This window comes from Fibrobacter sp. UWB13, from assembly GCF_900177805.1.
Classification (GTDB): Bacteria; Fibrobacterota; Fibrobacteria; order Fibrobacterales; family Fibrobacteraceae; genus Fibrobacter.
The window spans coordinates 580301-606988 of the sequence record NZ_FXAX01000002.1 but is presented as its reverse complement, the minus strand read 5'-3'; the positions used below and the strand labels follow the sequence as shown (position 1 = coordinate 606988).

Below are 26688 nucleotides of genomic sequence, written 5' to 3'. Positions count from 1 at the left end.
TCTCTAGGATTCTTGAGGAATACTTTTAAGAATTTTTTCAGATTCCTTAGTGAGAGCACCGTTTTCCATTAGAATTGGTGTGTCCAGGATGCTCTTGACTGTTTTGGCTAGGGAGCATGCGGCGGTGATGGACTTCTTTTCTGCATCGCAGAAGTTGTTGAAGTCTGCGCTGCCATATTTTTCTGTATAGCGTTTGACGATGTCATTTACAGTGCGCACAGCTCCATCGAGTTGTTTCATGAGTTTGTTCAGAGCGCTATTGAATAGTTCACACCTATCCTTGATGGCGTCGCATAATGTTGAGGCAGTGTCGCATTGCTCGATAACTTTTTCGGCTTCAGCGATGTTTGCTCTTGCTTTTTCTAGGTTCTCTTGTGCTTTGGCGTTCATGACGAACCCTATGACGGCAAGGGCGGGACCGATAGCTACGCTACCTAAGACAGCCATTCCACCGACCATTCCAAAGCCACCTGCGGCAAGGGAGCCTCCACCGAGAAATGCCAATGTTGCATTTGTAGCAGCTACTCCAGAAAGCGTTCCAATCGCGGTTCCAGTACCGGCGACGACTCCAAATGTAGTAGCGGCCCCATAAGCACCGATAGCTACTAGCGCACCGGCTGCAACACCGCCAATAGCTCCATTTTTGATGCCTTCGGCAAGGGTTCCCATTTTTTCCATTTCGGCAAGTTCTTGCTTGGTAATATGGAATTTGGAGAGTTCTTCTAGACCTGAGCTGTTGCGCAAATCGACATTGTGGATTTTTTTGAAGGAATGAACGAACGGTAAAATGCCATTGTTTAAAACATTGAGCTTGGTGGAACCAAGGGTTTCTAGCGACTTTTGGCATTCGCTTCTCTTGGCTTCGAGGCCTGTTTTTGCTTTGTTGATGTAGTATTCAGCGCGTCGGTTCAGGCTAGAGGCACGTGTATTTGTCTTGCTGGCATCGTGAGCTTTTTTGGTGCCCAAAAGACCTGCACCTGCTGCTGCAATTCCAAGAAGTATAGGTATTGGCATATTGGATTCCTCTTCTTAAAGGACGAAGGCTTCATCTGAATTCATCAGACGGTTGAACTGTTCGCAGTTTTCGAATTGTGTTTTGGCACCCATGGCGTGGGTAATTTGATTGGCGCCAGAAATGTAAGCATCGACATCGCCGATTTGCAGTGCAGTGTCCATTGTATTGAACGCAGTGACAAATGTGTCTGTTGTTTTCTTGAGCCAGGTCTTTGCTTGTTGTTCGTATTCTTCGCGGAACTGTTTTAGCGCTTTAATTTGTTCTGCACATTCCTGTTCGATTTGGATGCGGCGTTCTCTTGCAATTCGTGGGGCGTTTATGGCTTCTTTGATTACAGAGACACTTATCGAGACGAGTGTGTAGACGGTTCGTGCTATAAAGACGGCTTGACCTATAGGCGTCAAGTTTATTAATACTTGCGATGCATTACAGGCAATTTGCTTCATGCAATCGACACCGGAAATGCTGCCATTGTAGTAGTTATAGAATGCCGCTGCAGAATCCATGACGAACCCTGCAATTTCTGTGGGTGCTTTGGCGTTTTTCAGGAGCTTGGGTAATTCGTTTTTGTAATGTTTTAAACCCGCATCAATGACAGTGGCTCCGCTAGCGACAGCATAAGAACGTGCGGCAGATTTTGCCGATTGTATAGCGACATCCTTTATCGCTTCGTCGATGGGTTTGCCTTTTAAGACAGCACCTATATTGCAGGCGATAGCAATGCCTCCGCCGTAAGCAGCCCCGTATTTGGCACCTTCCAGACCGGCTTGGTTTGCGGTGGAAAGTACGGCTTTGGCGGTATAGAGCTTTGGACTTGTGCGGGCGAGAAAAGCGTCGTTGCTAGTTGTTTCGCTGCTGTATGTGTTTTTGCGGATGGATTCGTATTTTTTGAGGCGCTCTTGTTTTTTGGCGATAACAGAAGGATCGCCGCCGTTTGCTTTTAGTGTTTTGATTTGCTGCTTGACTTGATCTATTTTGGCGTCTGCCTGAGTGCAGAAATCAGCGTAAAAATCCTTGGGTATTTTAACAGGCGTACCGCTTTCGTAATACTTGTCGTGTTTTGAATTGCATAGCTTATCAAAAGTTTCGCTGCCGTTTTTCCCGAGAAATTTCATCTGATAGCCTGTCCCGGAAATTTCTTTCCAGGTGCCATCTGACATTTGTTCAGCATCGACAACATCGATGAGCTGGTCGTTTGTATTGCCAAGATCGTCGTAACGGAAACTGCGCGTGTTTTTGCCATCGATGATTCGCTGTTTATTGATTGTGGTTGTTTCGATGACTTCTGCTGAGAAGCCCGCTTGTTGGTGTATATTGCGGCTTGCTTCTTCTGCGGTTTTGCCGAGCCTACTTTCTGCGATACTTTTTAGACTTCTTGTGGCTTGTTCTGTCAAGCTTGATTTGCCATCGTATGCGGATAAGTCAAGAGAAGCCGCCTCCCCATAACGGGAGACGAGTTCTTGCAGGGAGCGTTTTGCAGCAGCATTCGACAGTTTATCGTTAATCGACATGACTAGCTTAGAGAAGGGAACGAATCTGTTCGATCAGTTCGTCTTCTTTTTTGAAATCGCCTTTGGCTTCGGCGAGCTTGGCTTTATTGAGTAGCGATTCTGCCTGTTTGACACTGCGGAGCATAGCGCGACCATCGGAGCCTGCATCTTTGGCGAGACCCTTGACCATCTTGATTTCGTCTTCGAGATCTTTTAAATCGACAATCATTTTTTACTCCTTGATAAGACGGACGTAGTTAAAATTGCCGTTGTAACTGGAGCTACCTGATATAGCTTTTCCCAATGTTATAATACAGCAAAAGCAATTGTCAGATGATTTAGAGCTTGAAAACGCCCATGAACTTGCTGACCATGAACTTGATTGAGAATCCTTTTCATTCCAAAAAGTGACATAGTCTTTGTCTTTATAGGGTTTTGCATCGAAACCGAGATTGTCTGTTGGTGTGACGTTGAATTTTTCCCACCCTGCATTTTGTGACATCAGAACGCTTGAAGGGTCTCCATAACCAGATTTTCCTGCATATTCGATTAGTTTTACAAAATCTTCTCTTGTTGGAAGTCTCCAGCCTTTTACTGCAACGTATCTGAGAGCTTCCAAAGAGTAGGAGTTGGTTTGAGGATCAAATCCTAGGCATTTGTATTTCAGTTCTTCCTTCATCCAGACTTGGTCACCGATTTTTACGGTTTTGTAGGTTTGACCATCGCGAGGGTCTTTGAAAATGCCGTTTGAGAAATTCGGGGAGAGCGAAAATTTTTTTTGCCAAATGCGTTCTTGCAATAGATTCAGCATATTTGCGGTTACGCTGAACCGCAAACCTAAATCTAAAAAGAGTCGCTTGGAGCAAGCTTCAAGAGCTTCCTGTTTTTCGTTATCGGAAAAATCCTTGACTTTGTACATGCTCGAGGCAATGTGCTTTGTCACAAGCAACGACAGCCTGTCTCTGGCATTTTCGAATTCCGGAGAATTGATTTTTTCCAGTTCGCTTTTTAAAAGATCGTCGTAAAGGTAGATTTTTTCGCCTGCATTATTGACCAAAATGTCAAGCAGTTCGGAGATGCCTTTTTGTTCCGCTTTAGGTGGGGTCTTGATGAGTAGCCCACCGCATAGCGGGCAATTTTGAAATTTTTCAATCAAGGCGCCGAATTGTTGAAGGTCTTGATGGCAGTTGTTACAGAACATTTAAAGCTCCAATTTCAAATTGTGATTTAAAGGTTATCTTTTGCAGGCAGCGGCTTTTTTTGCGGCTGGTTTCTTTACTGTTTTGGACTTTGATGTTTCTTCAACATTGTTGTCCTTGATCAGGCGCACATAAGCCTCAAATGCAGTTGCTATTCCGAGACTGCCTATCGAAATCTGGAAAACGTTGCCGTCTTTTAGCCAATAACGGACGTAATTACATCCTTTGAAGGGTTGCGCTCCAAATCCGAATTTATCTATAGGGGTTACACTGAATTTTTCCCAGCCTTTAAGTGACATCAAGGTGCTTGACGTGTCTCCGTAACCTGTTTGTTTTGCCATTGCCATCAACTTTGTGACATCGTCTTTTGTTGGGAGGCGCCAACCGGGCACGTTTAGGTACCGGAGTGATTTTTTAGAGTACATCAAGCCGTCTTCGTTTTGGAATGGACACTTATATTTCAGTTCTTCCTTCATCCAGACCTGATCACCAATTTTTACGGTCTTGTAGACACGCCCATCGCGAGGATCCTTGAAAATGCCTTCGCCAGAATTTTGGGAAAGCGGTAACTTCTTTTGCCAAATGCGTTCCTGCAAAATATTTAGCATTTCCGCACTCGGTTCAAATTGCAATCCCAAATCCTGCATCAGTCGGGTGGAACAGGTTTCTAGAACTTCCTGCTTTTCGCCAATGGAGAAATCCTTGACTTTGTACATGCTTGAAGGGATATGCTTGATTGTAAGTAGGAGCAATTTGTCACGGGCATTTTCAAATTCTGGAGAGTCGATTTTCTCCAGTTCGCTTTTTAAAAGGTCATCGTACAGGTAGATTTTTTCACCTGCATTATTGACCAAAATGTTGAGCAGTTCGGATATGCCTTTTTGTGCCACTTTAGGCGGGGTCTTGATTAACGGTCCTCCGCAAAGAGGGCAATTTTGGATTTTGTCGATCAATTCTCCAAAATCCTTCAGGTCCTGGTGGCAGTTATTACAGAACATTTAAAGCTCCATTCACAATCGGTTCAATCATTTCTTATTCAAAGATAATATTTCAAAAGTCTTTTTAATAAGTTCCTTTAAATCGGTAGTGGATTTAAACCAGTCCAATTCGTTGCTATTATCTAGAATCCACGATAGAACTGTCGGGACAATGTCATCGTCGATTTTTTTGGATGTCCAGTAGTTGGCTAGCAGCAAATAGGGTGCGGTGAGCTTTTTTGGTTCTATTTTCTGAATCAGGTCGCAAAGGACGGTAACCGTAGCCTTGTCGTCGGCTTTTTCGGAATAGATATGTTCTTCAAGCCATACGCATAGTGCCATGGTGTCAAAATCACTGATGGCGTCCTTGAGTTCCAATTTTGCCTGTTCCCTGAATGAGTTTTCTTGTTCTCTGAAATCGACATCGTCGGAATTTTTTGCAAGAACTGCCATCTTGTTTAACAGGAAATAGCGAGTGCAGTTCGGCTTTTCTGTGGAGCTGCGGAAAAGTTTTTCGGTAAGTCGGTTTGTCTGGATGTATTGCTTCAAGGAGTTCAAGCCATTGATTTTCTTTTCCGTGAACTTGCCATAAGAATCGGTACTGATGGGCAGCGGATTCCTGGAGGCTCCCGGTATTTTTTCGTCAATCTTTTGCTGGATCAGTTCTACATAATGGCTTTTAACAGCGCTACGCAGGACAGGCTCAAAATCAGAATAATCAAAAGCAACGCTAATTTCATTTTTGCCGGTGCAAAGAAAGGAGGCCAGGGCGGCCATGAATTCTCCTTTCTCCAAATAGTATTTGGAAATGCAAATGTAGTACTTTTGAGAATTTTTAAAATGGGCACAGCGACCATTTACAAACAACATGCCCAAGGCGATGTCGCGTTGTTCATCCTTTCGTTCAGCATTAAACCATCTTTCAATGACATTGTCCGAAATGGCGCCTTGTACGTTCTTGTCTTCGATTTCAGCGAGGAGCCAGTTTTCTGCCCAATCAAAACCATCATCGGCAAAGATACTGTATTCTCTGCAACCTGTTTTAAAATCTTTATCGGTGATTTTCTCTGCCCATAGTTTTTTAGAGCGGGAGAACAGGTTCTTTTCATTGGCTTTCCAAAGACTGACAAAGCATTGGTTTTTGATGGCAACAAGGTCGGTCTGCTTTTCGAGCTGGTTATTGAACCATTCGATAAATTCATCTTCGTAGTTTTCAGTAAAGAAGGTCGAATCTTCGACGGCGTTCTTGTAGCCTAGCGGAATGCATAAGCGATAGTAGATATCGGCGCGCTCTGCGAGGGATTTTTCCTTCAAGAGATTTGCCATTTTGTAGAAATATTCGCCTGCGCTTTCCGTATTTTCGACAATGTCAGTCAATAGTTTTTCGTATTCGTCGGCAGTGTCTTTTTGCGCAGAATCGGTCAAATAAAGTTCAAGCCAGTCGAAAATGAATTTCGGGTTGGTCTTGAATACATCTTCGTCAAGGACGTTCTTGTTGTTGAGCTTGACGGCATTTTCGAAAAAGCTTTCGGATGGAATATCCAGTTTTTCGGAACTGTGCCCTAGCTGGTAATACAGGAGACCCTTTGCAACATCATTTGTCAAGATGTTTACTAGAGGCTCGTAGCAGTCCTTGAAAAGTTTCTTTTTCTCTGAAGTTTCTAGGTTGCAAATGATAACGTCAAAAAGGTTTTTATAGGCTTGAACTTCGGAGATTTCATCGCCACATTCAGCTGCTGTATTGATGGCATTCTTGACGGCACTTATCGCCTTTTCGCGGTAGTAGTATGCGGCGTCATCAAACTGATAAAAGACAACAGGACGTTCGCGTTCTCCCAGATATTCCTTGACGCAGATCTCTGCATTTTCTAGAGATGTTTTCGCTCTATCTTGATTCAAAGTCACTTCATTTTCACTCATGGCGTCATCTCCTTAATTCTGCGTAGAAATCCAGCGGGTGTATTGTTCTTTTTGGGTGTTGCAAAGCTTTATATCGCGCTGTATGCTTTCGATATCATCTTTGGCCAGCTTGACTTTACGTTCGTACTGGTTGATTTCGTTTTGCTGTTCGTTGTATTTTTGCGTTTCTTTACGGACGGAATCCTTTGCTTTTTCCAGTTCAGGTTCTTTGTCAGATTTTTGCTTTTTTAGTATTGCTAACAAGTTTTTCTTTTCATTCAATTTGAGTTCGATGGTTTTCAGTTGATTGGACAACTTTTCGGCCTTTTCGTTGTCTTCTTCTAATGTTGACTGCAGCTGGAAGGTGTCTCTTTCGACTTTATTGAATTTATTCTTTAATTCGTCTGGGGTATAGTTTTTGTTAGGATCGCTCAATCCTAAGAAATCTATTACCTTTTCTTTGGCTTTTTTTAGTTTTTCGAAGAAGGATTCATCTTTTTTATCAGCATTTTTCAATTCTTCATTATACTTTGCAATTGCTCTGTTGCATTCATCAATGTTTTTTTGCTTTTCTTTAAGAATCTTTTCACTATCGTTGATCTTTTCCAATAATGCTTTACGGTTGTTGACGGTTGCTTTTTGTTCTGCTTCTAGACTTTCAATATCTGCTTTTGCTCTTTCTGTTCCGATTATAATATTATTGAGTTCTTTTTCTAAAGTTGCCATTTGTGAATTGGCTTTTTCGACAGCTTTTTTCTGTTCATCACAAAGGGGCTTTTTGGTGTTGAGTCTTTCTTCGTTATCTTTTTTATCCTCTTCGCATTCCTCTAAGTCTTCCTGTAGGCGCTCTAAGTGACTTTCTACATACGCAAGAGATTCTTTGCCTAAATACTGGTGGACTTTGTTGCTGAAGTTCTTCACTTCTTCGGCAGAAAATTCTAGAGTATAGACTTTAGGCAATGGCGTTCCATCAATGTAATGGGCTACAGACGGGCACGATACTTCGCGCTTCAAAAAGCCGGATATTCGCTTTTCTCCGTCGTCCATCAAGGTCATGGTGGTCATGGTGAGGACATTCTGGACGCGTTCAAAATCACGGCAGTTTTCGTTGCCTTTGAACGAGGATTTAGCCCATTCGTGCCTACAGAGGTCGCAGTGGTCGTGACCGCGCAACAATGCAGAGATTTGTGCGCCGTAAGCGGATTCTACGGCATGGCTGAAGTTGATAATTTCGACCCAGCTGAATTCGGGGGCGAGCTTGCTCCCGGATGAGACTTCGCCCATAAAGCGGTTTCGCTGGAATTCCAAGCGCTTGTCTGCAATAAGTTTCTTGATTTCTTGTGGCTTCAATCCTTCCCAAATGTTTTTTACGCTGCGGTCGGGGCGCGAGGGGACACCACCGTGAGTTGCTAAAAGTCCGTTCGGCAATACGAGTCCCAGCGGGAGGATTTTTAGTACCTTTATAAATTCTGCCATCAAGGAACTGATGAGGTCGTCATCAATGGCGTTCAGGTAATCTGTGTACTGTTGCGGCGTAATGACAGAAGAGAACTTTCTCCCGTTTTCGTCCCACGAAAGGCCGTCATCGTGGTTCCCTGCAATCATGAATACGGAATCGGGGCTGTTTTTTAAGAGGCGCAATACTGCCAAGACAACGTTCAAGCTGAAGTCATTTCGGTCGAAGATGTCGCCAAGCAGGACGTATATCGGTTTACTTTTGGAATTAGAATTGATGAACGCTATGGCGGACTGGAATGCTAAAAGGTCACCGTGAATGTCGCCGATGAACCAGATTTCCCTGCCAGCAAAGCTGGAGCTTTCACGAACGACATGGAGCGGGTCACTTTTGCCGACTTCGTAATCGAATGCCATCTTGATTTTGCCTTGCTTCAAGAAGCTTAGGTATTCCTGAATTTCTTCGCGCTTGCATTCCATAGGACCAAGCAACGACATGGCGGATTCCCCGCGGAAAGAAAGCGATTCCATCCAGTCTTCGATAGAAATCTTTTTCAAGGTTTCGCTTGGGAAATCTTTCTTTTGGGCATCAAAGACAACTTTTTCTAGGGAAAAGCCTTCTGGCTCATGCCCGACAAAGTTTTGGCAATAGGCGTCCCATTTGGCATTCAATTCTGTTCTGTTCATATCAACCGACCTTTAATTCCTTAAATTATATAATTGTCAAACAGCGTCCTTTAAGATAAACGAAACTGTCAGCGGTGCAACTTGTCTCGATGAATCACTTCGTGATGCAATTGAAATCGAATCACCGTTGTTTAGCAGGTATTCCCTGGCAGGGTCGCAGAGGTTCCCGTTAAGGGTGACGGCGACGGGGCTTTTTCCGTTGGCTTGCAAGAACCAGTTGTTTTCGGCATCCTTGATGACGGAAAACGGGTGCTCGCCTTCGTTGCGTGGGATATACTGGTGTTCTGTATCGGGGTACAGGCGTTTGTATGTTCTGCGGGTAATCTCGGCGCTGATTAATGTACGCCATTTATTCCCGACACCCGATGTCAGGATCAATCGTGTTTCTTGGTGGTAGCCGCATGCCATGCACTGGAATGCGCCATCTTCTACCATAAAGTTGCATTTTGGACAGTGCCAACCCATGATACCTCCTAAATCGGGATTTCCCTAAAGTCACTGGAAGAACGGCTCACGCCTTTGACGATGTCATCGATTAGGCGTTCGATTTGTGAATCGCTCATCATTTTGACGAGACCTTCGTCTTCGTCATCGCTTTGCATGATGAGAACGTTGCTAAGGTCGCTTAGCTCATCGTAATCGCTGATGTTCGGAGCGAAGACGTAAACTTTGAAGAATCCCGATTCGATGGCGTGTTGGAGTTCGTCCAAGCCTGCACCTCTCAAGTCAAGCGGGTAAAGGGCGCCTTCTTCAAATAGCGTCTTTTCGGCGCAGTAGCTCATGGTGGGGTGGTAGCCAGCGTCGGTAAAGACGATGACAATGCGACCGACACCGTTTGTGCGCCATGCCCTGCCACCATCGGCTTCGCCTGCGTCTTGTTGCCCTGTGGGGAGAAACCCTGATTTGAGCACGAGCATTAAGGCGTCGAGAAGAGATTCCTGCGGGGCTTTGCCGCCACCGAAGGATTTGAGCTTGTCGAGTTGGCTATGCAGTTCATTTTCGTCACGGGTAAACGGGTTTGAAATGAGCCAGCCGCCGCCACCAAATTTGCGGTACAGCTTTGCATTTTTCTCGCTCTTATTGCAGTCTTCAAAATTTCTAAAACCGACTATGCGTGCACGCCAGTCTTCGACGGGTGAAATATTCCGTTCATCATCACCATGGACAAGTGCTTCGATAAACGAATGGATATGCTGTTTTAATGCTGTAATGCAAGGGGTCATGCTACCTGTTGAATCTAACAGGAACACGACATCGGCAGCGCCTTTTAACGCCTGGACATCAACTGGAGACTGGTTGGTCACCACCGAAACAGATGCAACAGGTGCTGAATAGGCTGGTTGAGCGACTCTTGTATGATCTTGAGCTGCCTTTGGCGTCTGAGGGCGGATGCTTCCGCCCGCTCTAAAAAAAACTTGATAGACCTCATTTGCTGTTGGGCGGTCGTCAGGATTTGGCTCCAACATGCGGTGCAAAGTTTCTTCAATGAGTCTGTCACTTTCTTCGTTGCCAAACGTGCCGAGCAGATGTGGCATGGGGGCTGCATTTTCGTTATAGTCTGCCGATACTGTAGCGTAGTTGAAGGGATGACCTTCCTTTGCTAGTAATTCGTAAAGAATCAAGCCGCAGGTAAACACGTCTGACTTGTCGGTGGGGCGTTGGCGTTTTTTGTGTTCAGGAGAGAAGTATCCTTCTGAACCGATGTAACCTTCAGAACTCCAAGGCACTTCGCTTTCATCCAAGAGAATGGGACGGTCAAAGTCAATGAGCTTGACGCTGTAAGTTCCACCATTCAGCGGAATCAAAAGCAAGTTTGCGGGTTTGAGGTCTCCGTGAACGAGGCGCAGTTCTTCGTGCAAGACCTTCATTGCAAACATGAATACCTTAGCAAACATCATGCGCTGTTCCCAAGTAGTGTCGTCAGACTCTAGGTACTTCTTCATGTCTTTGCTATTTTCAACATATTCAATAGTCTGCCAGAAACGGCGACGATTATCCTGAAAATAACGGTGGATGCCTGCAATCAATTGCTTGGCGTTGCTGGACTGTTCAATCTTGTTTTGGATTTTTTTCTGGTAATCTACGAACGCGTTGAACCAGAGTGAGCGTGGAGCGGGATCCACATACTTTTTTAAGAAGACCTTTTCGTTATTATGGAGAAGGTCAATTCCTGGACCGTAAATAGAACCCGAGCCTTCAACGCCATCTTTGAGGGCTTGGAACTTGTAAGGTTCGCCATTGTCCGTGCCTTCGATAATTTCATCTTTAGAAAAAATTGTACCTGCCATTTTTTCCTCGTTAAAAACTTTTTATTGCTATTGGCTTAGGCTCTTTTTGAAAGCCATTCTGAATCATCTACATTAGGTTCATTTGCAACAACCTGGTTGATGGGCAATACTCGCGGCTTTTGTGGGTTACTGTTGTCAATCATTGCGATAACGCACCAGTCAAGTCGTTTTCTTGATTCCATTTTGCATTGGATTGTTTTTTGTCTCGGATTGCTTGTAGTTACGTTAACGACGCCTTTGTAATCGGAAAAACAACCATGCTCTTGGTAAATTTTAGTTGCAATAAGCATGCGTTCAATATTGTTGAATGAGCTGCATTTAATATTTTCCTGGTTGCCTTCAGGGCTATCGAGCTTGTCTCCCACACCGGCATCGTGATCCAGTTCCATTCCGTAAGCCCTTTTATTGTTATAAAAGATATGTCCATGGTATCCACTTTTTAATCTGTAGAAAGCATGGATATCCAGGTCGATAGGGGTTTTCCACAGCATTTGGGCATTTACCCATTCTAGTGGTTCAGAGACATCCAGTACGGCGCCTTCCTTCACATCAGTAATATCGATAACTCCACCGACTTCGTCCTTGCCCCAGGCTTCCAGGTCCCACTTGTCTTGACCGTAAACAGCTTTGTCAAAATTACCTTCGTCTACAACTTCCAATACCGAGTGCGAAATACTTTTACCCATGCTTTCTAGGATTTTTTCGAAGTCGATATTTGACCAGATGTCTTCACCTTCGGCGCGTTCCTTGTATTCTTTGACGTTAGTTACGATAACTCGGGGATAATCTTCCATTACTTCAACGCCTTCGCACTGTGGACCGAAATAATAGAGAGATGCATGGCGCTGGTTGGTAATCTTGTTCATTACCTTTTCGATTTCCGAGCAGTTATTGCCAAGGGCTTCTTGTTTCAAAACGCCATCTTCAAGCTTTTCGTCGGTAAATACGATGATGATTCTTCTGGTTGTGCAAATCGGTTCGAACGGGAAGTCGCTTGCGCAGTCGAGAGCGAGCGGTGTATTTTCATCAGCGCAGCATTTGATGGAATCGAGGCGGTTGCAGAATGTTTCCACATCGACAAAACCGTCGCCAGAGCGTGTGAACAGTGATTCCTGCGCATCTTCATCGTTACCGTAAAGGATGTTCATGTTTTCGGGAGCATCGCCGTTGATGAACGTGTTGCGGTAAACCCATTTGCCGTTGCTTGGACCTGCATTGTATGCCAAGAGTCCTAGACGGAGCGATGTAAAACCTTCTTCTCTAAACGGTTCCACAAATTTCTTGATGCTGTTGCGCAACTGGTCGAAGCAGGGTTTCATACTGTCGCTTGCGTCCACAACGAATACTACGTCGGCTCTTTTTTCTTCACTCATGATTTATCCTTTTTTGTAATAATAACTTAATTCCAGGAATCCTCAGACCAGGTATCCTGATGGTAGATGGCACGTTCTGTCTCGGGTTCTTCCGTTGCGGACAGGGCTGATCTCGAAATGCTCTTGCCAAGGCTTTCCAAAACACGTCCGATGTTCAGACTGTCCCAAGTTTCTGTGGGGCTATGCCTGTCTTGATAAGCGATGACATCTTGGTAAACAACGCGCGGGTAATCTTCGAGAACCTCGGTAGCGGGGCTCGATGGACCGTAGAAGTAAAGGGAGATATGCTTCTTGCTAATTTTGTCCATAATTTTGTCAAGCGTGCTATAGTTCTCGCCGATCGATTTCATTTTAGATACGCCATCGTCAATTCTTTCATCTGTAAAGAGGATAATGACTCTTCGGGTCGTGTTGATGGGTTCGAATGGGAAATCAGCGGCACAGTCCATGGCAAATGGAGTGTCTTCGTCGCCAAGGCATTTGATTTCGTCCAGCCTGCGGACGAACTTGTCTACATTCCCTTCGATGCTCGAAGTGTTGGTAAAGAACATTTTGCTTGCGGTTTCATGGTCGCCATAGAGGGTTGCCATATTGCTAGCACGGTTTGGACAGAGGAACATGTTGCGGTACACAATTCTGTTGTGTGTTCTGTCCTTGTTGGCGCTGTATGCCAAAAGCCCAAGGCGTAGAGATGTGAAACCTGCTGTCTTGAACGGTTCTACAAAGCGCTTGATATGTGTCCTGAGTTGGTCAAAGCATGGGCGCATGCTGCCACTTGCATCTAGAACGAACAGTACATCGGCGCGGTTGCCTTCAGATTCCGTAAATGCTGCGGAAGCGGGGGAGTCGTGTTCCTCTGTTGGTGCTTCTGTAGTTTCAGGTGCATCAGCTGTAGCGGTTTCAGTTGGTTCGGTGGCTGTGTTTTCGACAGGAGTTTCTGAAGTTAGGCTATCGACAAATTCCTGGACACTTTCCTGAACAGGTTCTTCAATATTGGAATCTGCAAAAGCATTATCGCTAGCAGTATTTTCGCTGTTGGATTCTGCCTTCAGTTCTTCTATGATTTGTGCTGCGATTTCGTCATCTTTTTTCTTGGCACAAGTACGTACGAACGTGAAGAGTGGGAGGTCTTCCTTGATTTGGCGTCTTTTATCGAATTCCCCTTTCGCAGTCAGGAGACGGTTTAAGAAAGCTATTATGTCACCGTATTCCTTAATGAGTTGGTCGCGATCCTTGATGGCTTTATCCATGAGTTCTAGGAATTCGAGAGTTTCTTCTGTTGATAGATTTTCACTCCAGGAGCATTCCAACTCAGGAGTTTCATCAACAGGGATTTCCCTTTTTAGATCGATTTCTTTAGAAAGTTCCATCAAAAACGCATCATTGTTCTCTAAGTAATATCGTTCGGAAGGACTGCTTTGTAAAATACCATCAAGAATTTCAATGACGAACGTGTAGATGATGTTGTCGACATCCCCTCCCTTTTCTTTAAGTTGAAGGGCGCTTGAATAAGTTTCGTACAGGTCTTCGCCTTTTGCTTTCAATTTATTGTCCGATGTTGTAGCCGCTTTCTCGATTTCACTGACGCGTTTTAAAATTCTATTGTCCGTGTTTGCGTTTTTGATAGACGTAATGTTGTCTTGAAGTTTATCGAGGGCTTTGATTTTAAAGCAGGTATTTTCCATAATTAATCCTCATTCTTTTTTGCGATTGGGGCAGCGGCGGGAATGTCTTCTGGGATAATTTGTGTAAACTGTTCCCTTGTTGGCTTTGTTTTTGCCAAAGACAACATTTCAGAGTCTGAAAAAACTCTGTTCATGACGTTAGTCTCGACAAGTCCGAAGGTTGCCTTCACGTCGCGGGCGTTTCCGAAATTGGACTGATTTTTGTCGATTTCGGCTTGGAAGTAAGCTTCCAGCTTTTCTTGACATCCGTCCAAAACTTCGTACTGATGCTTTTGGGCTTCGGCGACAAAAATTTTGTAGCAGTCGTTGGCGGAGTAGTTTTGGAATTCAATTTCATCGGGGATGCGGCTTGCAAGACCAGGGTTTGCTTCCATGAACTTGTCGACTCGATCTTTGTAGCCTGCGACAATGACGACCGTACTCTGATATTCTTCGGCAGTCAAGCAGCGAACGAGCGTATCAATCACTTCGCGCGAGAACGAATCGTCCTGATGGGCGTCGGGGTTGTAGAGGCTATAGATTTCATCGATGAAAATGACCTTGCCTCGATTTTCGTGGAACAGGTTGTTGACCGCTTTTTGCGCATGTCCGACATAGGCGCCCTTGAGCGAGGTTGCACCACATTCCTGGAATCCATCAGTTTCAGTAATGCCCATGGCGTGGAAGAATCGGCCCATGTAGCGTGCAATTGATGTCTTGCCGGTACCCGGAGGACCTGTAAAGCGGATGCGGTAGGCATAATTAGAGGGCTTTGTTATTCCCAAAATCTTGTTACGTTGGACATTCCATTGGATACGTTTAAAGTATTGCTTGAGGCGGTCCTTCAGATCTTCCATTCCGATGAATTCTCGATTGATATCCTGTATGACCTTATCGGCTTCATCCGGATGGATTTCGTGGGGATCATAGATGTGATTTTCAGTAATTTCTTCGGCATTCCCAGCTTTTTGCAAGGTGTAATCGAATACATTTCTGACTCCACGTCCATTTCCTTCACAGGAATCGAGTACGCGGAGCAATTTCTGCTCGGCTTCGGGAGAAAGATGATACTTGGTCTCTTTTTCTTCATTGTTCTTTTTTAGGAACAATTTGAAAATTCTGAGTTTTTCTTCCTTTGAATAATCCTTGAAATGTAGTTTAATTCGAATACGGTTGTCGATACCGGGGTTCACATCCTTTAGTGCCTGCAAGCGTTCCTCGTACCCAGCAAGAATTACCGTCAAGTTATTGCGGTTGTTTTCCATTTCGGTCAAGAGAACTTGGAAAGCCTTACGTCCCCAGTCGCTTTCGGCGAATAGGTATGCTTCGTCAATGAAAAGGACACCACCCATGGCTTCTTGGACTTTGTCCTTCATTTTTTGGATGGTTTCGCCTTCGTTGTATTGGCTTATGATATCTTGAATAGCGACGTTTACGACCTTTTTGCTTGTGCGCAATTCCATAGCCCAGAAAAGCCTTGCGACAATGTCTGCGACGACTGTCTTGCCTGTACCGGGATTGCCCAGAAAGAACATGTGGTAAGATGCTTCTGCTGCGGTGTCGTGATTTTTTTCAGCGTTTTCCTTGATGGTCTTGATTTCTTTTTTCACGTCATCAAGCCCAATCATTTCGTCGAGGCGCTCTATAAGCCCATCGACGGATTCGACTGCATCTTGATTTTCATGCGCAATCAGGTCACTCCAATTGCACAAATTTGGATTTGTCCAGAAGAATCCTTGAACCCAACTGATGAAGTTCTGCAAGCTTCCGCCATTGGCTCGACCCGTGAGGACTACTCGGTCTCTATCGTTCTTTGTTCCTTGAATGTTGTTTTCTTTACGGTATTTTTTTAGCCATGTCTTCATTTCATCGACTGGCGGATTCGAAATGGTTATTTCCTTGCAGTTGTGGTCATAGCAAGATAAGGTGTGTTCCACCATTCGGAATTCTTTTAACCGGTGGGGATTGATAATCAGTACCGTCCTTGTTTCCGGATTGGCTTCTTGGATAATGTCGCGCCATTTCTTAACGATGACTTCGATTTTTTGCATGGTCGGGGCATCGACATTCCCGCCGACAATCATCTTTTCGGGATTGGGGTAAATTACAAGTGTCTTGGTGTTTGTATTTTGCAGAACTCGTGTAATTCTGTTCAAGCGGTTGAGACCGTCGTTGCCTTGCGCTTGTTCTTCAACTTGGCGTTTTGAGTTTTGGGCGTTGGGATTAGTTGCATTTTCATTAGTCTGGCTTTGAGATGCGCTAGACTGTTCTTCTCTTTTTTTGCGTGGGGTGAACGCCTTTGCTTTTTTCCCTTCTTCCACGAGTTTTTCGCTAGACCCGCTCGCAAGCCTGTTGAATAATTCTTCTTGCTGACTGTTGCCAAAAGAAAGATTCTGGTCTTCTTTTACGGTAATGACAATGTCGTACTTTTCTTTCTTGCCATATTCCGCAAAGGCATCTTCAATCCTGCAAAGTTTGCGATTGATTCCCAGTTCAGAAGAATCCATCAAAAACAGGTCGTCGATATCGCCAGTAAAAATATACTGGTTGTAACCTTTGTAGGTCTCCTTGAACGGACCTTCAATTCGCTTGTTGAAAAAGATGCTATTCATAATTTATCCCTGGCGTTGACGGGTAATCTGGGTTTCCTGTGTTCTCTGCTTTACGTCCAGGTGGACCTTGTTCTGGTTTTCTGCGCGACCCCAGTCGGTCACGTTAAAGTTGATTTCGTCTTCGGCGAGCTTTTCCTGCATTTTCCGGACGGACTCGATGCAGAGCTTTTCATGGCCTTCGGGGATGTTTGCCACTTCAAAGGAAACGTTGCCGTCCAGGGCGATACGCAACTTCATGTCGCCAACTCCGCCAGGGGCTGCTGCGACGACGCATAGGTCCGAAAGCTCATTGCCTTCTTCTTTCTGGTAGTAGCTCGGTGTGTCATAGTCACAATCGTAGAGCGCCTGCATAATCGACTGGGCGATTTCTTCACGCTGTTCTGCGAGCCTCTTGTTTTCCACGGTCTTTTCGACAGCTGAACGGAGATTGCTCAAGACATCTGCAATTTGTGATGTCGCTGCATCGAATGATTCGGATGCAATCAGGCGGGAAGCCTTGTCAATGTTCGAATAAAACTTATCTACGGAGGATTTGTCTAGACCGGAATAGAGCTCCACATCATTTCTGTTCGTAAGAGCCATTTCTGCTTTAGCATCGGTAAGAGCTTTTTCGGCTGCGTTCTTGGCGGCAGTCCACGCTTGTTCGTTCGCATCAATCTCGGCTGAGATGATGATCAGTTCTTCCTTAATCTTTTGAGAGCGCGGAATGGCTTCGGCGTATGCGCCACCCACGACTAGGTCTTTCAGCGAATCGAGTTCGCGTTTGAGGGATTCCGAATAGCGGCTGTTCGAGAACTTCTTGTAGTTTTTAGACTCGATTTCCTTGCGGAGAGACTTCAGGTCGGCATCGAGCATTTTTGCATTGCGTTCGTTTTCTTCGGCGATGCGTTTCTTTTCCTGTCGGTCGCGGGCGAGGTTCACCAAACGGTCGTATTCGCGCTGGGCTGCTTGTGCCAGAGATTCTGATTCCGAGAGTTTATTGAATGCCTGACGCCTTGAATCTTGGGCTTTTCTGCTCAGTTCTACATCGGGCTGCAATTCTGCCAAAATTTGCCTTGCCTGGCGACCCAGTTCCAAAGCTTGGTAATTTTCGCTATTAAGATAGCCGCTTCTACCGCTAATTTGATTTTTAATGTTATTTACGTTGCTTTTTATCGACGATAGTTCACGCCTTGCAATATCGTAATGCTGTTGGAACGTCGCGTCATACTGATTAGCCTGATTTGCAGATGTTCCAGCTTTGTCGTAGCTCTCGTCGTGGCGGTGCAAAAGGGATTTCCACTGGGCAGTTTCGTTACGAAGGAACTGTGCCAGTTCTTCAGGCAATTTGCGAATGACGTTGTTGTGTACCGTCTGGGCGTTCCTCTTTTTATTCTCGAATTCGCTTTGACCGATTTTTCCAGTCGAGTTCGCCATGGATGCGCACTGTGCGAGTGCCTCCTCAACGGTTTTCAAAGTCCTATTCAGGTTCTGTGTTACTGTCGCTTTTTTTACACCGCTCATATTGTTCCTTCTTTATTACCAGTTAATAATTAAACCCTTTTCTGCCATTCTTCTCGAAAGAGATTTCCTGAACCCGCGAGGCGGAACTCCCGTCAGGGAAAAATCGGAGGCATTTATAAACTTACATTCTATGGGGCGCCCCTTCTTCTGCGCGAAACCATCTTGGGCTTCGGAGTACCGCGAAGAGAGAAAATAAACCCTCTGGTTTTCGGAGCCTCTCCATAGTTGTCCATGGTCCAGTTCCTCGACGTAGGGGCCATCGACTAGGATGTCCACAAAGTCAAGCAGTCGCTTCTTGTTTTCGTCTTCGTTGACCTCTTGCAACAGGTACCCCGTATAGAGCATTACGCTCAAGGATGTCTTTTGCCTGACCAACATCAGGAACTCGTACAGTTCGTCTAGGTTTTGCATCAAGGGTTCGCCGCCAGAGATGGTGATTCCCTCTATGCCTTCAACCGATGCAACCTTCTGGAACAGCTCGTCTACCGTGTATTCGGTAAAATCCTGAGACTTGTTCATCCCTGCGGCAATGCAGCCAGGGCAATGGCGAAAACAGCCGTGAAACCAGATCACGGCTCGTATGCCAGGTCCAAGAACGCCTGTTTTTTCTTGTATTCGGTCGACTTTTAGCAATGAAAACCCAAACACGGAAAAGTAAAGTTTACAAACATGATGGTAATATAAAACATTTTTTTGCCAAAAAGGGACATTTTTTGTTCTTTTTGTCTTTTTGTGCAGTCAGAGCTGGTGTTTTGGAACACTGTACATGTTATAAAAGTTCCATTTTCTGGAACCTGAATATTTTGAGTATTTAAGATTTTATATGTGTTGCCTATATTTTTTTAAAATTAATAGGAGACACAAATGCCCAGATTTAAAAGAGCTATAGTGAGATGCGAAAAATGTAATTCCGAATTTGCGGTTTCAGAATCGTTTGCCAAAAGCATGAGATACTGCCCTGCATGCAGTAGTGCTTTGACGCCGCCCATTGAGGAAGTTCAAAAGGACCTCAAATTTTTAGTTGCTTCGTACATTGATAAATACGGCATGGACTTCGTGCTAGATGCCATCAAGAGCATCAAAATGAAAGAAGGAGTTACTGCTTTGCAAGCACTTGCGGATGAGTACTATTTGTTGAGATAAAGGACTGCTTTTAAAGCAGTCCTTTGTTCGAATGATGTTTTTAGCTTTTCATAATTTTTTTAATCCATGCGCGAAGCCCTTTGGGATTTGATTCGCTTGAACAAGAGTCGTTGAAGGTCTCGTTTTTCAGAAAAGCCTTAATTTTATCTTTTGCTTCACTACAAAATGTATTGTTATTTTCGAGTTCTTTTAGAGCCGTGCGGGCGCCATCGATTTGTTTTTCTATTTCATAAATCTGCGGTGCAAAAGAATCGAAGAAGACCCCATCTTCATTAAACTGTTTATAAATGTCTTTGAATGCTGTATGGATATTTTCTATCAATGTATTTTGAGCATTTGCAAATTTTTCCTGCTGTTCCTTGGTTTGAAATATAGTGAAAATGTCGAGAACCAAGGAAATAGCAGCACCTGCTATAGGAACGCCCTTATTAATCATGCCGGCAACTTTTACAGCACCCCATGGTTTGAACTTAATGGCAATGCCGACTTTTCCTAAGATATCCCTGCCAGCAAAAACAGTTGCTTTACCGATGCCGCTAAAACTCTTCATTCCGTCGGCACCTGCTTTTACAAAGTGCTTTAAGGAAGAATCGATGTTTTCACTGCCTAAATCGAAATCGGATTTGATTTTTTGACAGGAGGTGTTGACAATGTTTTCAAAATGATCTCGCAGAATATCCTGAATATGTGCTTCAAGTTTATGCGCACTGTCTTTGTCACCGATTTCATCTTCAACGACCTCTTGCAATGTTGCCACAGATGCGCTTCTGATTTTTGTAGTAATTCTTTTTTCTAGGGATTCAAGCTCTTCACGGCATGGGCGAATTTCGCGCTTTAAGTCCTTTTTTGTGTTATTAAGATCTCTTTCTAGAATTTCTACAGTATTTTTTGTTTCTGGAATGACTGCTTCGCCTAATTTGCTTTGTTCATCATCTAATGCCTTGAAGTTTTTTTCCACTTCGGCAATGATTGCGGTGAGAGCGGTATCTTGGATTAGCTTTTGGGGTAAGGTTTGCTTGACAACTTCATTGACTGTATCCCTCAAGTTTTGCATGCGGGAATACTTTTCGTATTTTTCCCTCTTTTCGGGAGTCAACCAATAATTCTGCTTTCCGTTGGAATCTTGCAAACCTTTGCCTTCTGGGTCCGAGGAAATGCAGACGATGTTCAAGTTCTTTATTTTAGCATCATCTTTATTAAGACCGCAGAACCGGGTAATGTTTTCAATGAGAAATTCTTTCTTTTGTTTCTCTTTTTCTGCGAAATCTTCAGGATCAGTGTAATCGCATACATCATCCATTCTGTTAATGACAAAAATGGTGTTATCGAATTTATTTAATTTATTCATCAGCCATGCAACTGTTTCTTTATGGCTATCTTTTAGTGGGTTAGTTGCAGCGACAATGTACAAGATGATATGGGCTTCAGATACAAATTTTTCCGTTTTTTCTGAGTATTTTTGTCCAAAAAGCCCTGGAGTATCAACAAATAAACAAGGTGGAAGATTCTCATCAATATTTTCTGGTTTGTATTCAATAACCTCGTCAGAAGATTCCTCTTCAGCAATTTTCATGTTGCTATCGGCATGTCCCAAAAAACCAGCGACAGTACTCGTCTTTCCGTCGGAAAAAGCTCCGACAAGGGCAATTCTCAGTTTGCCATCCTGAAGGCTGTTTTTGAGGGATGCTACTTTTTCTATAGAAGATTCAAAAGATTTCTCCAATTCTTCAGAAAAAGTCCTTTTCTTTGCTTCTGTAAGGAGATTTGAAAACTTGTCCAGTTTTTCGACAAATTTTAAGATTTCTGTTTTAAAGGAATTTTGTTCCATGGTTATACCCTCATCAGTTCAATTTCTGCATCAAGATGTTTTACTTGTTTTTTGATTTTTGATTCCAAATCTGAGATCAAGTTGTAAGACTGATTTGCTGATTCGACTTGCCTGTAAGCAAGTGTTATGACTTCATCCGTTTTCGAAGCGAGTTTGTTGGCGATGTCTCTTATTTTGCCAGACATCTTATTCCAAGTTTCATAGGCACACTCTTCGATTTTATCGCGGGCGTTACTTTTCGCTTTTCTAATTTTGGTTTCTTTTGAAGTGAACCACCCTGCGACCCAAACAACCAAACCTACAAATGCACCGACTATTGTGCCAACTAGAGTTCCTATACCTGGAAATACGTTTCCGATTGCAAAGCCAGAGATTGCATAACTGCCGATTGTCATAGCCGCACTTCCTAGCTGCTTGAAATCAAAAGATTCCGCATTGAATTCTGGCAACTCCAAAGAGATATTTTGGAAATCTAGCATCATGCCGCGTTGGTAGTCGGACACGTAGTTTTGAATTCGTTCCGCAAAATCTTTTGAAGATGATGTTATCGCATTTTGTATATCATCAGACATCTTTTTGTTCAGTCTAGATTGCTCAGATTTGAGTTCCCTGTTCAAGATATCTTCATCAATTTTTACATGGCGTTCAATATGGGGATAAATAATTTTCTCCAAAATATCCTGATAGAAGAAATCATATACTGTATTTTTTACAGAATGCTCCATGTTCCTTTTTAGCTGATCACGGGCGTTTCCTATATTATCTCTTAGCGAATTTGTTCTTTTTTGGATTTTATTACGAAATTCTCCAATTGCAGTTTTTTGTTTGGTAATGTCGGCTAGATAGTCATCTTGAAGAAGCTTGGATAGACGGATTAACGAAGCCTTTTTAATCCTTTCAGGTGCATTGTTACAGCTGTCAATAATAACATTTCTGAGTTTGTTCAAATGGCTCACTTTTAACAGGTCAACATCCGATGCACGACTTAAAAAGGTCCTTTGTTCACGGCGTAAAGATTTCAGCGATTCTGCTACAGCAGTGTTGTTAGGAAATTTTTCTGGAGCAGCGAATGAGGTTTTGCCATTGTGAATAGCCAAAGCGCATATTCCAGGCAATGCAGAAATTCCTACGGTGTCCTTATACATATCTTCGGGAACAACGCTTTGAAGCTTTTCCCCGATATTGCTGTTTTTCTTATTGGCTTCGTTGAATTTTTTTGTAATGTCTTCTACGTAATCGTCTCCGTCATATTCCTTTTGCGGTTGTAATGGAATATTGTGAATGCCTACCATTTCGGTAACATTCTTTTGCATGTAATCCTTGATTTTTTGCAAGGTGGTTTCTTCGATACCTTTTGCTTCTTTTGCAACGTAACAAACAAGGTGCGCTTTTTTCAGGGCATTCTTTATTATGTCTATAAATTTTTCTTCATTGCCTTCAATGCCAGGGATATCGATTAGCTGTGCTTTTTCTCCATTAATGTTTAATCCATAGCTTGTGTGGGATTTTGTAAAATCCTGGCTACCATTACCGATAATACAGCCGTCCACTTGAAAATAGCTGCTATTTTCAAGATTCTGTTTTGCCTTAATGTGCCTTATTAAGGCATTTATGAGTTTAACTTGCCTAGGCTTAAAAAGGTTCATTATATTAAGCCTCCAATTCCAATACCGATTGCAATTCCGATTAGGAGTGCAACAATGGGGATAATTATACTAGATGCTGGAGTTTTATATTTTGATTTTAGATTTTCTAGCTGATGGATAAGTTCAGAATATTGTTTGTTGTAATCGGTCAATGCGGTAATATTACCTTTTTGATTTTCAGCTGCTTTTGTTTTTCGGGATTCTTCATCAAAAAGGATGCGTAAGGCTTCAATAATCGTACTTTTGCCAGCATTGGTCTGCCCTAAAAATGCAATGGTGAATTTATCGAATTCACTATCTTTTTCAAGATCTTCGACAAGCTTTTTAAACTTATTGTTGTTGCTCTCGATATTTGCAATGAGGGCGCCAACTTTTTTTTGTAATTCTTCGTCGTTTCGGTTGTTGGTTTCTTTTAAATCAGTAAGGATTTTTTCAACAGTTGACGTTGTATTCGAATAATACTGTCGCATTTCTTCACGTGTGCTAGAATTTTGCATGGTATACCTTTTTTATTTAAATATGTTACCAATATAATTCTATTTCTGTAAGGAAAGAGAAACGTTCTACGGATTTTGCGCATATTATGTACGTGATAGGAATGAGTTGAAACTTTCACATTACTGCAAAAGTTCTAGTTTTTAGAACTTCGAAATTCATTGTAAACTCACTCAAAATTCCTCCGCAACGCGACCCCTTGACGCGCAATATCCGGCTAGTATATATTATTCCCCGTAGATTGCTTTAATCCTGCCGACACCGAGAAATTGACGCCGTTGGCGTCCGTATCATAGTCTCGGTCATAGTTTTCAAGCTTGAAACTGCGACTCTCGACTCAGTACTATTCAGGGCAGGAAGTTCCACTATCTGCTTGACGCCGACCTCCCTTTGTTCCGCTCGACAGGCGTGAAAATTCGAGGCAGCATACACCCTATGGGGAAACTGGCCCCCTGGCGATCAACGTAGAGCACCGTCTGTCGTTAATGGCGGACGTTAAACGCATGTCATTGAAAAATTTGCAAGCGGATTGCCCGATGGCGACCGTGGTTTATGGCTGTTGTCTTTGCGGCTTTCGCATGCGGGCTTTAACAAACTTATACGGAAATTCAAATGAATCGTGCTCAACATTATTCCTTGCTCAGGGCAATGGAAATCGACAAGAAAAACCTTCTCAAGTACCAGGAAATCTACAACTACGCCTACATCCTCAGCGACGGCATCTTCAAGATCGTCTTCGCCGAAGAAAAGGACCACACGCTCCTCATTTCGCTTGTGAACGCGATGCTCGACTTGCATGGCGGCGAGGCTATCAAGGAAATCACGCTTGAAATGCAGGAGTTCCCCGGCGCGTTCACCAAGAAGGACTGCATCGTGGATATTATCGGAACGACCAACGCGGGCGAACGCGTGCTGGTCGAGGTGCAGCAGCAGGGTGACGAATTTTACCGCGACCGTGTGGAATATTACATGTCCCGCGTCATCGAGAATCAGGTGCATACAAGCGAAAAATACGAACTGCCCCGCATTTACTTCCTCGGGCTCTTGGACTTTACGCTTTTCCCGGAAGAACCGCAGAAGTACATCCATCACGTCGACGAGATGTGCAACGGGAGGAAGTTCTTCCCGAAAATCCAGAAGATTTTTGTGGAAATAGAGAAGTTTTTCAGGCTCGAAGAAAAGGGGATTACCACGAACGACAGCTCCGAAGCCGCGCAGTGGCTCCGCGCCATCAAGGTGACTATCAATGAGGAACCCGTTCCCGAAAAGATTATGCAGAACGAAACGTTCAGGAGGTTGCTTGATTCTGTGAAATTGATTAATTTTGCAGAAGAGCTATTCAACTGCGAGGTAAAGAACGTGACGGACTTGATGGCAGAACATGAAATCGGATTTGCCGAAGGCAAGAAAGAGGGCCACGAAGCGGGTCTCGTCGAAGGTCGCGCGGAAGGCTTCGCCCAAGGAAAAACCGAAGGACATGCTGAGGGCTTTGCAGAAGGCAAGTCCGAAGGTCGCAAAGACGGACTCGCCGAAGGCAAACTGAAGAAGGCTTGCGAAATGGCTGCCAAGATGCTTGCCAAGAATAAGCCTATAGAAGAGATTATGGAATTCACGGAGCTTTCTGAATCTGAGATTCTTGCTATCAAGTCAAGGGTTGCGCCCTAGCAGAGTGCGTTTGTGCATAGGCGAGGTGTTGTACTCGTTTGTAGTCCATGGATATCTTCCGTGGGCTTTCTTTTTCTTCTTGTTTTTATGTATATTATTTCCACAAGAAGAAAGGAGATTTTATGACCGTAGTTATCGTAGTCGCAGTCATTTTCATCGTCATCGCTGTGTTCATTTCCATGTACAACGGGCTTGTGAAGCTCCGCAACAATCGCGAGAATGCGTTTGCGAATATCGATGTGCAGCTCAAGCAGCGTTATGACCTTGTTCCGCAGCTCGTTTCGACGGTCAAGGGCTATGCCACGCACGAAAAGGACGTGCTCGAGAAGGTAACTGCCGCACGCTCTGCCGCTATGAGTGCGACGACTATCGACGAGAAGGTCGCTGCCGACAAGGCTTTGTCCGGTGCACTCGCTGGGCTCCGCGTTTCGCTCGAAGCTTACCCGGAACTCAAGGCGAATCAGAACTTCTTGCAGTTGCAGACGGAACTTGCGGACATTGAAAACAAGCTTGCCGCCGCACGCCGTTTCTTCAACTCCTCGACGCGCGAATACAACAACGCTTGCGAAGTCTTCCCGAGCAACATCATTGCTGGCATGTTCCACTTTACCCGTGCTGCCATGTACGAGGCGGTCGAGAATAGGGCTACGCTCGAAAAGGCCCCTGAAGTGAAGTTTTAATTTCCTTCAATGAAATACGTCGGTCTCCAAACCCAGATTTGGCGGAATAACCGCAATACGGTGATTCTGCTTTTCATGTTCCCGGTAATATTACTGGGGATGGTGTTTCTGGTTATTCTGGGGCTTGATTTCTTCGGTGTTCTTTGCGATATTGTCGAGGGAGGCTGCCCTCTTGACCATGCATCACGTACAAGGTACGGGACTATGCATTGGCCCGAAATATGGCATTGCTTCAAGGTCGTGATTCCTTACACCTTGCAGATTGTAGGGGTGTGGTTCATTGTTGCCTATTGTGCGAATACTGCCATCATACGTCATGCAACTCATGCAAAGCCTCTCGAGCGCAAAGAGAACTTGCGTGTTTATAACATTGTCGAAAACCTTTGCATTGCCGGCGGTATCGAGATGCCGCAAATCAACATTGTAGAAGATTCAGGAATGAACGCCTTTGCAAGCGGCATCGATATTCCTTCGTTTACGATTACGCTCACGACGGGGCTTATCGAAAAGCTGGACGATAGGGAGCTTTCGGCGGTTGTGGGTCACGAGCTTACGCATATCAAGAATCGCGATACGCGCCTCATGGTGGTGTGCATTGTTTTCGTGGGGATTTTTGCGACGATTCAGACGGTATCGCTGAAACTGATGAGTGCCATGATCCATACTCCGCGTCGTTCGTCCAGGCGTGACCGCAATAGTGGGCGAGCCGATGTGTACCTTATCTTTATTTTACTGCTAGTGTTTCTTTGGAGTTCTATCGGCTATGTTTTTACTTGGCTTACGCGACTTGCGATTTCGCGCAAGCGTGAATACGTTGCCGATGCCGGCGGTGCCGAACTTTGTGGAGATCCCTTGGCGCTAGCTTCTGCGCTGCGAAAGATTTCCAAGGATCCGGGGCTTATGAGCGTAAAGCGCGACGATATCGCACAGCTTTACGTGATCCACCCCGATGAAGAATTCGATAACAATATGGGATTAAAGGGCTGGGTCGCGAAGGCGAACATCATGTTCTGCACGCACCCGGATACACCTGAGCGCATTCAGCTGCTTGAGCAATTTTAAAAATGCC

At 44.2% G+C, this 26688-nt stretch carries 21 protein-coding genes; 4 read left to right on the top strand and 17 right to left on the bottom strand.

Annotated features, from left to right (window positions below; genetic code table 11):
* Window positions 1-3 precede the first annotated feature (3 nt).
* Genes B9Y77_RS12325 through B9Y77_RS12260 form a run of 14 tightly spaced genes read right to left on the bottom strand, consistent with a single transcriptional unit; the run spans window position 4 to window position 18810 of the window.
* Window positions 4-1014: a hypothetical protein gene (locus tag B9Y77_RS12325; protein WP_139829317.1), complete on the bottom strand. Its 1011-nt coding sequence runs from the start codon at window positions 1012-1014 to the stop codon at window positions 4-6.
* A 15-nt stretch (window positions 1015-1029) separates the two neighbouring features.
* Window positions 1030-2526, bottom strand: coding sequence for a hypothetical protein (locus B9Y77_RS12320; protein ID WP_085491832.1), 1497 nt, complete (start codon window positions 2524-2526; stop codon window positions 1030-1032).
* Window positions 2527-2533: 7 nt separating this feature from the next.
* Complete coding sequence (locus B9Y77_RS12315) at window positions 2534-2734, bottom strand: hypothetical protein (RefSeq protein WP_085491831.1); 201 nt, start codon at window positions 2732-2734, stop codon at window positions 2534-2536.
* Between the two features lie 3 nt (window positions 2735-2737).
* Window positions 2738-3706: an FISUMP domain-containing protein gene (locus B9Y77_RS12310; protein WP_085491830.1), complete on the bottom strand. Its 969-nt coding sequence runs from the start codon at window positions 3704-3706 to the stop codon at window positions 2738-2740.
* 33 nt (window positions 3707-3739) lie between these two features.
* A complete protein-coding gene (locus tag B9Y77_RS12305) occupies window positions 3740-4702 on the bottom strand; it encodes an FISUMP domain-containing protein (protein WP_085491829.1) in 963 nt (320 codons plus the stop codon).
* Window positions 4703-4729: 27 nt separating this feature from the next.
* The gene (locus tag B9Y77_RS12300) at window positions 4730-6601 is read right to left on the bottom strand and encodes a hypothetical protein (RefSeq protein ID WP_085491828.1); all 1872 of its coding nucleotides are present in this window, start codon (window positions 6599-6601) and stop codon (window positions 4730-4732) included.
* 12 nt (window positions 6602-6613) lie between these two features.
* Entirely contained in the window at window positions 6614-8722 is a 2109-nt protein-coding gene (locus tag B9Y77_RS12295) for a metallophosphoesterase (RefSeq protein WP_085491827.1), read from the bottom strand.
* Between the two features lie 36 nt (window positions 8723-8758).
* Window positions 8759-9187 carry an FHA domain-containing protein gene (locus B9Y77_RS12290; RefSeq protein WP_085491826.1) on the bottom strand — a complete coding sequence of 143 codons (429 nt, stop codon included), beginning with the start codon at window positions 9185-9187 and terminating at the stop codon, window positions 8759-8761.
* Window positions 9188-9195: 8 nt separating this feature from the next.
* A complete protein-coding gene (locus B9Y77_RS12285) occupies window positions 9196-11010 on the bottom strand; it encodes a protein kinase domain-containing protein (protein ID WP_085491825.1) in 1815 nt (604 codons plus the stop codon).
* A 35-nt stretch (window positions 11011-11045) separates the two neighbouring features.
* Entirely contained in the window at window positions 11046-12383 is a 1338-nt protein-coding gene (locus B9Y77_RS12280; RefSeq protein ID WP_085491824.1) for a VWA domain-containing protein, read from the bottom strand.
* A gap of 26 nt (window positions 12384-12409) precedes the next feature.
* Window positions 12410-14068 carry a vWA domain-containing protein gene (locus B9Y77_RS12275; protein WP_085491823.1) on the bottom strand — a complete coding sequence of 553 codons (1659 nt, stop codon included), beginning with the start codon at window positions 14066-14068 and terminating at the stop codon, window positions 12410-12412.
* 2 nt (window positions 14069-14070) lie between these two features.
* Window positions 14071-16659 carry an AAA family ATPase gene (locus B9Y77_RS12270; protein WP_085491822.1) on the bottom strand — a complete coding sequence of 863 codons (2589 nt, stop codon included), beginning with the start codon at window positions 16657-16659 and terminating at the stop codon, window positions 14071-14073.
* A 3-nt stretch (window positions 16660-16662) separates the two neighbouring features.
* A complete protein-coding gene (locus tag B9Y77_RS12265; protein WP_139829316.1) occupies window positions 16663-18162 on the bottom strand; it encodes a hypothetical protein in 1500 nt (499 codons plus the stop codon).
* A gap of 15 nt (window positions 18163-18177) precedes the next feature.
* Complete coding sequence (locus B9Y77_RS12260; RefSeq protein WP_254900023.1) at window positions 18178-18810, bottom strand: 4Fe-4S single cluster domain-containing protein; 633 nt, start codon at window positions 18808-18810, stop codon at window positions 18178-18180.
* Window positions 18811-19026: 216 nt separating this feature from the next.
* Between B9Y77_RS12260 and B9Y77_RS12255 the strand changes: the two genes are divergently transcribed.
* Complete coding sequence (locus B9Y77_RS12255) at window positions 19027-19305, top strand: hypothetical protein (protein ID WP_085491819.1); 279 nt, start codon at window positions 19027-19029, stop codon at window positions 19303-19305.
* Window positions 19306-19345: 40 nt separating this feature from the next.
* Here the strand turns inward: B9Y77_RS12255 and B9Y77_RS12250 are convergent, their stop codons facing one another.
* From B9Y77_RS12250 to B9Y77_RS12240, 3 genes are read right to left on the bottom strand one after another with little or no spacing between them, the layout of a single operon-like run.
* Window positions 19346-21133, bottom strand: a complete 1788-nt coding sequence (locus B9Y77_RS12250) for a GTPase domain-containing protein (RefSeq protein WP_085491818.1) — start codon at window positions 21131-21133, stop codon at window positions 19346-19348.
* Window positions 21134-21135: 2 nt separating this feature from the next.
* Window positions 21136-22779: a YtxH domain-containing protein gene (locus B9Y77_RS12245; protein WP_085491817.1), complete on the bottom strand. Its 1644-nt coding sequence runs from the start codon at window positions 22777-22779 to the stop codon at window positions 21136-21138.
* Window positions 22779-23276 carry a hypothetical protein gene (locus tag B9Y77_RS12240; protein WP_073443307.1) on the bottom strand — a complete coding sequence of 166 codons (498 nt, stop codon included), beginning with the start codon at window positions 23274-23276 and terminating at the stop codon, window positions 22779-22781. Before B9Y77_RS12240 ends, B9Y77_RS12245 begins: the two co-directional genes overlap by 1 nt.
* A gap of 610 nt (window positions 23277-23886) precedes the next feature.
* Here B9Y77_RS12240 and B9Y77_RS12235 point away from each other — a divergent pair.
* The 3 genes from B9Y77_RS12235 to B9Y77_RS12225 all read left to right on the top strand — a co-directional run bounded on the left by B9Y77_RS12235 (window position 23887) and on the right by B9Y77_RS12225 (window position 26681).
* A complete protein-coding gene (locus tag B9Y77_RS12235) occupies window positions 23887-24939 on the top strand; it encodes an Rpn family recombination-promoting nuclease/putative transposase (RefSeq protein WP_085491816.1) in 1053 nt (350 codons plus the stop codon).
* Window positions 24940-25061: 122 nt separating this feature from the next.
* The gene (locus tag B9Y77_RS12230) at window positions 25062-25619 is read left to right on the top strand and encodes a LemA family protein (RefSeq protein WP_085491879.1); all 558 of its coding nucleotides are present in this window, start codon (window positions 25062-25064) and stop codon (window positions 25617-25619) included.
* Between the two features lie 9 nt (window positions 25620-25628).
* Window positions 25629-26681 carry a M48 family metallopeptidase gene (locus tag B9Y77_RS12225; RefSeq protein ID WP_085491815.1) on the top strand — a complete coding sequence of 351 codons (1053 nt, stop codon included), beginning with the start codon at window positions 25629-25631 and terminating at the stop codon, window positions 26679-26681.
* Window positions 26682-26688: the final 7 nt, after the last annotated feature.

Excerpts from the sequence above, each read along its gene's own strand:
- B9Y77_RS12325 (WP_139829317.1), bottom strand. The coding sequence starts at position 1,014 with ATGCCAATACCTATACTTCTTGGAATTGCAGCAGCAGGTGCAGGTCTT.
- B9Y77_RS12280 (WP_085491824.1), bottom strand. The coding sequence starts at position 12,383 with ATGAGTGAAGAAAAAAGAGCCGACGTAGTATTCGTTGTGGACGCAAGC.
- B9Y77_RS12265 (WP_139829316.1), bottom strand. The coding sequence starts at position 18,162 with ATGAGCGGTGTAAAAAAAGCGACAGTAACACAGAACCTGAATAGGACT.
- B9Y77_RS12320 (WP_085491832.1), bottom strand. The coding sequence starts at position 2,526 with ATGTCGATTAACGATAAACTGTCGAATGCTGCTGCAAAACGCTCCCTG.
- B9Y77_RS12305 (WP_085491829.1), bottom strand. The coding sequence starts at position 4,702 with ATGTTCTGTAATAACTGCCACCAGGACCTGAAGGATTTTGGAGAATTG.
- B9Y77_RS12270 (WP_085491822.1), bottom strand. The coding sequence starts at position 16,659 with ATGAATAGCATCTTTTTCAACAAGCGAATTGAAGGTCCGTTCAAGGAG.
- B9Y77_RS12300 (WP_085491828.1), bottom strand. The coding sequence starts at position 6,601 with ATGAGTGAAAATGAAGTGACTTTGAATCAAGATAGAGCGAAAACATCT.
- B9Y77_RS12235 (WP_085491816.1), top strand. The coding sequence starts at position 23,887 with ATGAATCGTGCTCAACATTATTCCTTGCTCAGGGCAATGGAAATCGAC.
- B9Y77_RS12285 (WP_085491825.1), bottom strand. The coding sequence starts at position 11,010 with ATGGCAGGTACAATTTTTTCTAAAGATGAAATTATCGAAGGCACGGAC.
- B9Y77_RS12310 (WP_085491830.1), bottom strand. The coding sequence starts at position 3,706 with ATGTTCTGTAACAACTGCCATCAAGACCTTCAACAATTCGGCGCCTTG.
- B9Y77_RS12275 (WP_085491823.1), bottom strand. The coding sequence starts at position 14,068 with ATGGAAAATACCTGCTTTAAAATCAAAGCCCTCGATAAACTTCAAGAC.
- B9Y77_RS12255 (WP_085491819.1), top strand. The coding sequence starts at position 19,027 with ATGCCCAGATTTAAAAGAGCTATAGTGAGATGCGAAAAATGTAATTCC.
- B9Y77_RS12240 (WP_073443307.1), bottom strand. The coding sequence starts at position 23,276 with ATGCAAAATTCTAGCACACGTGAAGAAATGCGACAGTATTATTCGAAT.
- B9Y77_RS12250 (WP_085491818.1), bottom strand. The coding sequence starts at position 21,133 with ATGGAACAAAATTCCTTTAAAACAGAAATCTTAAAATTTGTCGAAAAA.
- B9Y77_RS12230 (WP_085491879.1), top strand. The coding sequence starts at position 25,062 with ATGACCGTAGTTATCGTAGTCGCAGTCATTTTCATCGTCATCGCTGTG.
- B9Y77_RS12225 (WP_085491815.1), top strand. The coding sequence starts at position 25,629 with ATGAAATACGTCGGTCTCCAAACCCAGATTTGGCGGAATAACCGCAAT.
- B9Y77_RS12295 (WP_085491827.1), bottom strand. The coding sequence starts at position 8,722 with ATGAACAGAACAGAATTGAATGCCAAATGGGACGCCTATTGCCAAAAC.
- B9Y77_RS12315 (WP_085491831.1), bottom strand. The coding sequence starts at position 2,734 with ATGATTGTCGATTTAAAAGATCTCGAAGACGAAATCAAGATGGTCAAG.
- B9Y77_RS12290 (WP_085491826.1), bottom strand. The coding sequence starts at position 9,187 with ATGGGTTGGCACTGTCCAAAATGCAACTTTATGGTAGAAGATGGCGCA.
- B9Y77_RS12245 (WP_085491817.1), bottom strand. The coding sequence starts at position 22,779 with ATGAACCTTTTTAAGCCTAGGCAAGTTAAACTCATAAATGCCTTAATA.